The following is a 10,495-nucleotide window of genomic DNA, read 5'->3' as shown; positions in this document are numbered from 1 at the left end:
AAACTCCTGACCTCGGAACTCGACAAGATTTCCCCTGAAAGGGTTGCGTCATTGACGTCCTACGATTTCATTCTCGAAGCCCTATTTGGCGCAGCTTCATATTAAAACGGTATTAGGAGATTTCTGAGAAACAATATCCCCATTATTTGGAAAAAAGGCGCGGCTTCGCCGCGTCTTTTTTCCAAATAATGGGGAAGTTCTTATCTGGAAATCTCCTTAAAGGTTGGGCAGGGCCCAACCTTTAACGCCATGCGTAGAACTATATCGGTGACTGTAGACGCGATCGCGCCCGTCCCAACGCTTGCCTTACTTGCTCAAATCCAGTGCCTCCGTAGCTGTTGCGGGCAGCGACCACCTGGCGGGGGGCGATCGCCTCATAAATATCTGCCTCGAATGCCGGGTGTAGAGCTTTCCACTCTTCGAGGGTCAGATCCTTCAGGAGTTTGCCAGCAGAGAGAGAAGTTTTGACCACTTGACCAACCAGATTGTAGGCTTCCCGGAAAGGAACTCCGCGTGCGGCTAGATAGTCAGCCACATCCGTTGCGTTAGAAAAATCTTCGGCTACTGCTTCATTCAGGCGAGTCGTACGGAACTGCATCCCCTCCTGGAGCAAGATAGTCATAGCCTCCAGGCAGCCTTTTACCGTGACGACGGCATCAAACAATCCTTCTTTATCTTCCTGAAGGTCTTTGTTATAGGCCAGGGGCAACCCTTTCAGTGTCACTAGCATGGCCTGCAAATGGCCAAACACCCGACCCGTTTTGCCACGTACCAGTTCTGGCACATCCGGGTTTTTCTTCTGGGGCATAATGCTGGAGCCTGTGGAGCAACTGTCCCTCAACGTAACGAAGCCAAATTCCTCCGAGGCCCAAAGGATCACCTCTTCTGACAAGCGGGAAAGGTGGACGAGGATCAGGCTGGCAGCACAGAGAAACTCTACCGCAAAGTCGCGATCGCTCACGCCATCAAGACTGTTCTCGTAAACCCGCTCAAACCCCAACAGTTCAGCCGTGTAATGGCGATCAATGGGAAATGTTGTGCCCGCCAAGGCTCCCGATCCCAGGGGGGAAATATTTACCCGCTTCAATACATCTCCCAGACGTTCCCAATCCCGTTGAGCCATTTCTACATAGGCCAGCAGGTGGTGAGCCAGGCTCAGGGGTTGGGCTCGTTGTAAGTGGGTATAGCCGGGAATTAGAGTTTCTATATTGGTTTCAGCCTGATCGAGCAGAACAGTTTGGAAGATTTGCAGTTGCTCACGAATCTGGTGGATCTGGTCACGCAGATAGAGGCGTGTGTCGGTGCCAACCTGGTCGTTGCGCGATCGCGCCGTGTGCAATTTCTTGCCCACATCCCCCACCACTTCCGTCAGGCGTCGCTCCACAGCAAAGTGTACGTCTTCGGCATCAATGCCCGGTTGAAAGCTACCCTGGCGGTACTCCTGGCGAATCTGTTCCAGCCCCGTTACCAGTTGCTCGCCTTCTTCAGAAGAAATGATTCCGGTTTTAGCCAACATTTTGGCGTGAGCCTGGGAGCCGGTGATGTCGTACTCAATAAGGTTAATGTCGAAGCCAATGCTGGCATTAAAGCGGGCGATCGCCGGGTGCAATGCTGACTCAAAGCGTTGGCTCCAAGTTTGGGGAGGTGCAGTGTTACTCACGGATTCAGACCTGATAATCCTTAGACGGTGTGCTCAATTAAGATTTTGGATTGAGCAGGTGAAATCAGAATCTTACCCCGTTTCGTGGAATGCTGCGGTGGTCAAAGCAGCCATATTTCAATATGCGTCAGGGATAACTCAAAGCCGACTTGCGGGTGTGGTAAACACATCTACAAGCCGGCTTTAAGGTCTCGCAGGATGTTTGTGTGACGTATACAAGCACCCCTAAAGCAAGTTTTAGCTATAGGTCGTCACACCCCGCAACAGGTAGCCCAACACAAAGCCAATCAGCAATGCCCAGATTTGACCCGTTTTAACGAAATTGTTTATAGATCGCCGGAAGCCAGCGAACACATCCGTATCAAACTGCTGTGCTAACAAATCAAAATGACCATGGGTTAGGGATGTCAGCCAGCTTCCGTGGCTAACGTCGATGGTCGTGGCGATCGTCGTCGTATCTGGCAGGTTAGCCAGGGTATCAATGAGATGAATCAACATCACAGGTTCCTTACCTCACACAGGCTTGTCATGCCTCATCCTTCGTCAATGGGCTAACTGTATCAGAATTTTTGGACAAACTGACATCCTGCACCTGTTCAAACCACAACGGATATCTTTATTCTTCGTCGGCGTTGACCTTCATAACGATCAGGGTCATATCGTCCTCAGCCTGATGGTTGTCGCCAATAAAGGATTGCACCTGATTGAACAAATGCTCCAAAATTTCTTGAGGAGACTCATGCCGCAGGCAGGCCCACTTGAATGCTTCGGTGAAGCGCTCCTCGTCGAAGCGATCGCCCGCTCCATTGGCTGCATCTGTAAATCCATCCGTGTAGTAGATTAAGGTGTCGCCGGGGGCCAACTGCACCTGACCATTTTCGTAGTGAGTGTCTACATCCAGCCCAATCAACATGCCCAGGGTGTCGAGCCGTTGAATCGTTTGGGTGGCAGCCTGCCATAACAACGGAGGATTATGGGCCGCGTTGCTGTAGGATAAGCGACCAGTAGCCGTGTCATATTCTGCGTAGAACAGCGTCACGAAGCGGTTAGAGTTTTCGAGATCCGCATACATAACGTGGTTCAGATTCTGCAAAATGCGCGAGGGGGAGTGACCGTTCAAGACTTCAGCCCGCAGCATGCCGCGTAGCATTGTCATGATCAGCCCGGCAGGAACACCTTTGCCCATCACATCGCCAATGGCAATACCCCAGCGGTTGCAGTCATCAAACCCTGTTTTCTTCGAGCGAATTTGGTCTGAATTGGCTGGGATGAAGTCGTAGTAGTCGCCTCCTACCCGGTTAGCGGTTTGGCAGCGAGCAGCCAGCTCAATACCCGTGATGCGCGGACATTGACGAGGCAGTAGTTGATGCTGAATTTCTGCTCCGATCTCCAACTCCCGGTCCAAGCGCTCTTTCTTACGGAGCTCGACAGTCAGTTCGTCGTTGGCGATCGCCACCGCTGTCTGATCGGCCACTAGCCGCACCAGTTTCTGGCGCGTTTCTGTCCATTCATACGTTGGGTCGTAGCTAAAGACATAGAGCCGTCCTCGCTCTACCGTCTTCGTCAGAATGGTGGTGCCAAAGAGTTGTACACCAGACCCCAGACTATGGCTAATTTGGTGATCCAGAGCAGCCGTCAAATTGGCTTTTGTGAGGCCAGGGTTGCCCGCCGCTGTCGTGGTGAGCTGGCGAGTAACCGTTTCCAAAGCTTTCCGAACGTCCTGGCATTGAGTGCCATCCTGGCAGTGCACTCGCTCCAGCCGCATCTGGCCATTGGGCCGGTACAGCACCAGTGCTCCACCATCCGCATCGGTAACGCGGCTAGCAATCAGGGGTGTCAGTTCGAGGAATTGATTGAGATTAGTAAAACTCCGGAGGGCGAAACCCAGAGAGCTGAGCAAATCCTGTACTTTATTATGTTCCCGGTGAAGGCGCGACACGAGCTCTTTCAGCGCAAACACGGGGGTCATGTCAGGCGACAGGCTACTGCCGACAGCGTCGGAGGATTTGGACGATTTACGCGGGATGGGTGCAGTAGCCATTCAGGGGGCCAAGGAGAGCAGGAGAATGCAAAGCAGACAGATATTGGGATAGATTCTAACGAATGTCGGGGCGATCGCAATACTTCAAGTGGCGCAAATCAACCCGATGAATGACGGAAGTTTAGAGCATTAATACTAATGACTGCATTAGGGTTCCCAGAGGATAGGTCTTTGAATACCGTAAGGGGACAGGGGTTTACGTAATTTTCCTAAAGGTAAGGATGTTTAGAGAAGATTCTTCCTACAGCTGTCTTAGACCCGATATGAACCCCTCCTAGCACTCTTCCAAGGCAGGAAAAGGTTTCGTTCATACTCTATCTTCAATGGGCATAATGCTTTGAAAAGTTCTGTAACTCACTGATGCATGCTCTCAGATGCAAGGGAACAGTGAATATCAGAAATGGCTCACTCCGCTTATATCCAGGGTTTCCAGCTCCAACAGAGCTCCTGAAGCGGCTAGAATGGATATCCTACCGTTAAACGTGTAAGCGCTTCATGAAAACTTTGTGATTACACGGCAATACCTGGGAAGCCAGGTAAGGATTTATACGGAAGAATTTCCACGGAGAAAACCCCTACAATCTTGGAGCCATACGGAGCTGCCTGACGCGTCTTATCTTGTCATCTGCCATTAGAGCCATCTACAAACTAAATTGACCCTTGCAACCTTTATGACTGCTTCAGCCTTTGACACTCTGAGTCATTGTACGTTGCGCTACAAAATCACCCAACATGATGATGGTCTTATCCTCTATGTTTGGGAGCCCGCTACTCTTACCGAGGCCCGCGTACGTCCTTTTACTTTTATGGCCAAGCACCCCATTGGTGACAAAGAAATGGCCATGGAAATTTTGAGCCAGTATCTCAGTACTTATGAAGGCTAATCTTTAATTTGTCGCGCATCTCGCACAACAAATTATTGAATACCCCAGTACAGCATCTTCCAATCTCACAAACCTGAGTTCGATTAAAGGCATTTTCGAGTGCTGCGAAACATGCAGCACTCGAAAATGCCTATTTTGCCGTATGCAGAGCGCATGCCAAAAGGGGGATTTCAGCTTAAGCCCGAACGAAGGAGCTTGTATTAAATAACCTGTAGTTTTTTGGAAAGGGTGGCGTAGCGAACCCTCCCCCCAAAAAACCACAGGTCATTTTGTCGCTCAAAGCTTACACCGTTGTATTAGGTGTTGCACGCGTTCTGGCTATGCAGCTTTGAGCATGCCATCTTCCAAATGAAGCACGCGATCAGCCACATCCATGATGCGAGAGTCATGGGTCACCATGAGGACGGTACGATCGCGCTCCTTCGCCAAATTCCGTAATAGCTCAATCACAGCGTGACCGCTTTGAGAGTCAAGAGCGGCAGTGGGTTCATCAGCCATGATCAGAGATGGGTCTCCGGCAAGGGCACGGGCGATCGCCACCCGCTGCTTCTGTCCCCCCGAAAGTTGCTTTGGAAAACTGCGGGTTTTGTCAGCCAGACCGACCTGATCCAGCAGCATCAGGGATTGCTCGCGCGCGTCGCGGCGGTTAATCCCCTTCACTTGAAAAGCCAGTTCCACATTTTCCAGAGCTGTAAGTGCCGGGAACAGATTAAATCCCTGAAAAATAAACCCAATATTGTGTAGGCGGAATTGCGAGAGGCGATGGCGAGACAGGTGAGTGATTTCCTGCCCCAGGAGGTGCACCGAACCTGAGCTAGGCGTCAGGATCCCAGCCAGGATAGACAATAGAGTCGTCTTACCCGAACCGGATGGCCCCATCAGCAACTGAATGCTGCCCTCCGGCACCTCAAGATTAATGTGAGAAAGGGCTTGAAACTCCTCACCGCCCGCTTGGTAAACCATCCCCACATTCCGAGCAACGATTGCCAAAGGACGATGCGGCTCGGTACCGGAAGGGCGACGAAGGCCTGTCGGATGAAGTGTTTGGGAAACACGTGGGTCTACTTGCGATGCGGTCATGATGTCTAAGCAAAAGGGACAAAGGGTGGGGCTAAGGTTAACTTCAATAAAACGCCACACTATTACGGTGGAGATTTTGAGAGCACTTAGCGAACGGACAGTTGAGAGCAGCTTTGGCGGAAGACCTTAACCCTTGAAACAGGCCAGCCTTCATCTATCTTCACTTTAATGGGAGCATTTACAGCAGGCGGTAGTGTGTGAAACTTCATGCTTTGAAAACGATGGCTGGGTCAACATGGGTAACGCGCTGAATGGCAATCAATGCAGAGCCGACACACATCAGCACCGTCACCCCCAGAACTCCAGCGGCAGAGGCCGGGGTAATGAGAATGGCAATGCCCTGGGTAGCCAGCGTCCACATTCCCACGCCTAGACACAACCCCATACTGGGCAAATATCCTAGCACTGCCATCCACATAGCCTGCTCAATAATGATTCGGTAAATAACCCAATCAGAGGCTCCCATGGCTTTGAGGGTGCCAAACTCTTTGACGTGGTCTGTAACCGACGAGTAGAGAATTTGTCCTACTACTACCATTCCCACAACGACCCCAACCGTAGCGCCCAGTCCCAGGATGAAACCAATACCCGTGCGCTGAATCCAATAGTCACGGGTGCGGTCAGACATTTCTTCGCGGGTATAAGCTCTTAAATTGGGCAGGGCTTTATGCAACCGTTCTTTCAGTGCTTGCAAGTCCTGACCCGGCTCTGCCTTTACCAGAACATAGGTAATCGCATCTGTGCCTGTAAGGATTTTCGGTTCGGGTGCGGAGGTCGTGTCTGGGGTTCGCCGATACGCGTTGTCGCAGATCAGCTTTTTGTTATCCAAACGGCAATTGGTGGTGGAGTTGAAGCCAGCTGTCAGGTAGGCATTCGCGTTCCTTAGAGAGGCAAAGACATAGGCACTGGCAGGAAGAGACTGAGTACCCCGAGTGAAATCCACCACCTTAGCGGGGAGGGAGCTGATGCTGGCCATATCTCCCGCTTTAGACACCCCTAAGGATTTAGAATTGGCAGTATCAGGGATGACGGTGTAAGGCTCTTGCAGGTTTTTCAGATCAGCCGGGCTCAGCTCGCCGACGTTGAACAGGCTTCCGGCGGGATCAAACCCAATGATTTGAATGGGCGCAATTTCTCCGGTGGGGCCACGCCACATGGTCGTGCGGGTCAGCAACGGTTCTACCCGGCTCACCCCATCCACATCTTTCGCCTGGGCAACGGAAGAAGCAGGAATAGGCAGGGTCAATTGTAGGTTGACCATTTCCTCGGCGCTGAGCCAGATATCTGCACTGGAATCGTCGATAACTGTTGTGGTAGAACGGCCAAACCCATTAATAATACCGGTTTGAATCGTCACCAAGCTGACAGCAAACATAACCCCGGCCTGGGCCACTAAAAACCGTGGGATGTCTTCAAGCAGGTTTTTCCGGGCAACAGAGGCCATGGGGTTCAGTCCTATAAAACGGCGCCATCGGCAACAATCGCATGACAACTGAGCCGTGGACGCAGTAATCAGTAGCTAAGACTCCGGTAGAGGCCGGACACGGAAGCGATCGCAACCAACCCCCATCAAGCACAAGAAGGTGCACGAGGGGCGATCACACATCCCTGGATAACAGGCAGGATGACTGCCCCTGATTTCACTTTATCGGGAACGCCGAAGGGCTGCAAAAGCGGTGTGCCAGTGCCCTAATTGTCAAAAGATCTCTACTCAGGTGGATGAAAGCCAGCAGCGTTACTCTCATAATCCTGAAATTCAAGGGTAATTTTCATCCACCAATTGGGTATTTTTTTTATTCCGTACCCGTAGTCATTCTGATTTCGAACTTTAGACTCATTTTTCTGGTTAAATCATCAAACGCATAGCTACAGGGCGTTTGACGATTTAAAGATTTTTCTGGGCACATCAGGGCAAGCAAAGAATTATGGGACAGGCACGATGTTGTGCACCATGTCTGTCCCATGGATTAAAGCCCCTGATCTTGGGCATTGCTAAATGCAGGTATGAGATGGGGGATGAAACTACAGTTTCATCCCCCATCTCATACCTGCATTTAGCAACAAGTGGTTTTGCGGCGCTGAGCGTTGCAAGAAACAAGGGCCATGGCAAAAGGCCCAGTGTTACCACCAGGCCTTTTCGATGGACGATTGAGTTGACCGTTTTAACTCGAATTGAAGAATTGAACCAGGTGTACAAAGAACTAAACAGACGTGTTGAGATTGTCGAGAGTTTGTACAGATAACGAAGGCAGGATATCGGTTGCGCTCCACCAGTGACCTCTTGAAGTGGTTGAGGTAATGGAACAAAGAAACCAACGGGTTTATCGCGATTTCTGAGGTACGCTCGATGGTGCCAAAAGCCTTTTATTGCCTTCGCCTGAATCACAGCAGGAGGCACGGGCTGGATGTCAGTAGGGGGTTGGTTGGTTGTGCCTTGATTTATAAGTTATCACCCGATTGGGCGATGGGGAGGGGGATGTTGAAGAAATTTATGGGTCTTTACATGGCTTAATAAGGGCGATCGCCCCGTAATAATTGCATGAACAACTGTGTCATGGGTAGGGTGAACTACTGATGTAATACGAATGAATTTTCAAACGGCTTGCCATGCATCAAGTACGCTAGTGTGGGAACACCGTTAGCCAGACACGCCACTCCTGTTCCATGTCGTCACTGTATTGCAGCCAGGGGCATAACAACCAACCGGGTAGCCGGTTCTGCTCCATCTGCGGAGAAAAACTACAAGCTGTTTCCCCCAAGGGCGAGCCCAAAGGTGAGCTACCGAGCGGGACAATTTTAGGGCAGCGATATCAGATCACCCGGCTATTGGGGGTGGGCGGCTTTGGCCGTACCTATTTAGCAACGGATCAGAACCGCTTCAACGAGATTTGTGTACTGAAAGAGTTTGCACCCCAAGTCGAAGGGCAAGCGGCTATGCAGAAAGCCGAAGAACTCTTTGAGCGAGAAGCCGGAATTCTCTATCAGCTTCGGCATCCTCAGATTCCCCGCTTTCGTGAGTTACTGCATATCCACCTCGGCGGCCATCTACGGCTATTTCTCGTACAGGACTATGTAGAGGGACAAACCTATCAGCAACTTTTGGAGACACGGCGAACAACGGGCCAGTTTTTTAGCGAAGCAGAGGTAATTCAACTTCTCACCCATTTGTTGCCAGTGCTGCACTACATCCATAGCCAGGGAGTCGTGCATCGGGACATTTCCCCGGACAACTTAATTCTGCGTACAGCGGATCAACTCCCTGTTTTGATTGATTTCGGGGGCGTCAAGCAGATTGCGGCCTCTCTAGCGTTGCATTACGGCTCCTCTGGAGACACCGTTACCCGGTTAGGGAAAGTGGGCTATGCCCCAGCCGAGCAGATGGATACGGGCAAGGTATCTCCCGCCAGCGATCTCTATGCCCTGGCCGTTACCCTGCTCGTACTACTCAGTGGCCGGGAACCCAGCGCTCTGGGAGATTTAACAAGGGGTGACTGGAAACGGCAGGTCAAGTTATCCCCTCAGCTTCAGTCAATTGTGGAACGCATGTTGGGGAAGGACCCGCGATCGCGCTTCACCACCGCAGAGCAAGTCCTTCAGGCTTTACCGGGGGGTGCTGCATTGCCCTCTCCCCCAGTTCCACCCGTTACTCCCGCACCATCTCCCTCCCAGATAGAGCGAACGCGGGCGATCGCTCCCGCCACGCCCACGCCTGCGCGTGCCACTGCTGCGACGGCCACAGTGTCTCACCCGGCAGCCTCTGCACCACCCGTGCGCCGCCAGTGGAATCTATCATCCCTGGCAGCGGGGCTGGCGACGGTCGTGCTGGTGGGGGGCGTAGCAAGCGCCACCTGGGCCACCCGGAATCAATGGATTCCACTGCTGTTTGGCCCGCGCGATCGCACCGAAACCCCCAACCCTGAGCCCTCTGTATCCTCAGAGGAGCAGGCCCGTAAAGCAACGATCAGTGCCCGACGGCAAGAGTTAGGGGTTGACACAAAGTTTTTAATTCGCCTCACCGATGACACCTTCTACCGGCGCAATCCTGAGATGGCCGGACGCAGCCTGAGCCAGGATGAGTCCGATGCCCAATGGCGGGAGCAATGGGATGGAATCGCGCTGGAGTGGCTGGAGTGGTTTGATAAAAATCTCAGCTCAGCGGCTCGGAAATCCTTGGGGAGCTACGATGAGGGCGATCGCACAGCCTGGAAACGCGAGGTCAACCGCCTTAACGTTAGTAGCCGCGCCCTCAATGACCTGGCAGATGCCCGCTTCTACCATGCTTTTCCGGAATGGCGGGATCAAAAATTCATCGATGAGCCGATTGGTCAGGTATGGCAGGCCATTACCTTTGATCAGCTTCAGGCATTGAAGGGGAGCGATCGCCTCACTCGTATTCGTTTCAGCAAAGGGGAGTATAGCGAGAGCCTGGAGCGGAACCTGAAAGCAGGAGAAGGCCAGGTTTATATCGTTGACCTAAAGCAGGGCCAACCTGTGCGCGTCAATTTAGAAGCGCCTTCTGGAGCAGCACTCCTTTCCCTGTATCTGCCCGTTCCTACTCAGGAACTGCCTGTGCTGTTAGAAGACTCGTCCAAAACTCAGTGGTCAGGAGAACTGCCTCAATCGGGTATTTATGAAATCGTTGTGGTTGCTGACGGCGATCGCGAGTTTAACTACACCTTAAACCTAGCCGCTGATGAGGTCAGCACCGAACCCATTGAAGAAATCTTACCCAGCCCTGATGCGGATTTAGATTTACCCATTGCCCCCGGCAATTAGCATCGATAGCGGTATTCAAATTGGTGAAGTACAGAAGGTAGTGTGTGGCGCATC

General features: G+C 51.9%; 7 protein-coding genes. 2 read left to right on the top strand and 5 right to left on the bottom strand.

Going from position 1 to position 10,495, the window contains the following annotated elements:
- Positions 1-259 precede the first annotated feature (259 nt).
- The 3 genes from argH to H6F91_RS09250 all read right to left on the bottom strand — a co-directional run bounded on the left by argH (position 260) and on the right by H6F91_RS09250 (position 3,701).
- A complete protein-coding gene (argH, locus tag H6F91_RS09260) occupies positions 260-1,660 on the bottom strand; it encodes an argininosuccinate lyase (RefSeq protein WP_190775016.1) in 1,401 nt (466 codons plus the stop codon).
- Between the two features lie 237 nt (positions 1,661-1,897).
- Positions 1,898-2,158, bottom strand: coding sequence for a hypothetical protein (locus H6F91_RS09255; protein WP_190775015.1), 261 nt, complete (start codon positions 2,156-2,158; stop codon positions 1,898-1,900).
- A 118-nt stretch (positions 2,159-2,276) separates the two neighbouring features.
- Positions 2,277-3,701 carry a PP2C family protein-serine/threonine phosphatase gene (locus H6F91_RS09250; protein WP_190775014.1) on the bottom strand — a complete coding sequence of 475 codons (1,425 nt, stop codon included), beginning with the start codon at positions 3,699-3,701 and terminating at the stop codon, positions 2,277-2,279.
- Between the two features lie 671 nt (positions 3,702-4,372).
- Between H6F91_RS09250 and H6F91_RS09245 the strand changes: the two genes are divergently transcribed.
- Entirely contained in the window at positions 4,373-4,585 is a 213-nt protein-coding gene (locus H6F91_RS09245; protein ID WP_190775013.1) for a hypothetical protein, read from the top strand.
- Positions 4,586-4,903: 318 nt separating this feature from the next.
- Here the strand turns inward: H6F91_RS09245 and H6F91_RS09240 are convergent, their stop codons facing one another.
- Both H6F91_RS09240 and H6F91_RS09235 read right to left on the bottom strand, forming a co-directional pair.
- Positions 4,904-5,665, bottom strand: a complete 762-nt coding sequence (locus H6F91_RS09240) for an ABC transporter ATP-binding protein (RefSeq protein WP_190775012.1) — start codon at positions 5,663-5,665, stop codon at positions 4,904-4,906.
- Positions 5,666-5,870: 205 nt separating this feature from the next.
- Complete coding sequence (locus tag H6F91_RS09235; RefSeq protein ID WP_190775011.1) at positions 5,871-7,109, bottom strand: FtsX-like permease family protein; 1,239 nt, start codon at positions 7,107-7,109, stop codon at positions 5,871-5,873.
- A gap of 1,220 nt (positions 7,110-8,329) precedes the next feature.
- Here H6F91_RS09235 and H6F91_RS09230 point away from each other — a divergent pair.
- Positions 8,330-10,441 carry a serine/threonine-protein kinase gene (locus tag H6F91_RS09230; protein ID WP_190775010.1) on the top strand — a complete coding sequence of 704 codons (2,112 nt, stop codon included), beginning with the start codon at positions 8,330-8,332 and terminating at the stop codon, positions 10,439-10,441.
- Positions 10,442-10,495: the final 54 nt, after the last annotated feature.

This window comes from Leptolyngbya sp. FACHB-8 (assembly GCF_014695575.1).
In the GTDB taxonomy this organism is placed as follows: Bacteria; Cyanobacteriota; Cyanobacteriia; order Elainellales; family Elainellaceae; genus Vacuolonema.
The sequence above is the reverse complement of the archived record's forward strand: the minus strand, read 5'-3'. Positions and strand labels throughout refer to the sequence as shown.

What these genes read in the sequence shown, in the direction of transcription:
- H6F91_RS09255 (WP_190775015.1), bottom strand. Translation starts at nt 2,158, where the DNA reads ATGTTGATTCATCTCATTGATACCCTGGCTAACCTGCCAGATACGACG.
- H6F91_RS09235 (WP_190775011.1), bottom strand. Translation starts at nt 7,109, where the DNA reads ATGGCCTCTGTTGCCCGGAAAAACCTGCTTGAAGACATCCCACGGTTT.
- H6F91_RS09245 (WP_190775013.1), top strand. Translation starts at nt 4,373, where the DNA reads ATGACTGCTTCAGCCTTTGACACTCTGAGTCATTGTACGTTGCGCTAC.
- H6F91_RS09230 (WP_190775010.1), top strand. Translation starts at nt 8,330, where the DNA reads ATGTCGTCACTGTATTGCAGCCAGGGGCATAACAACCAACCGGGTAGC.
- H6F91_RS09240 (WP_190775012.1), bottom strand. Translation starts at nt 5,665, where the DNA reads ATGACCGCATCGCAAGTAGACCCACGTGTTTCCCAAACACTTCATCCG.
- H6F91_RS09250 (WP_190775014.1), bottom strand. Translation starts at nt 3,701, where the DNA reads ATGGCTACTGCACCCATCCCGCGTAAATCGTCCAAATCCTCCGACGCT.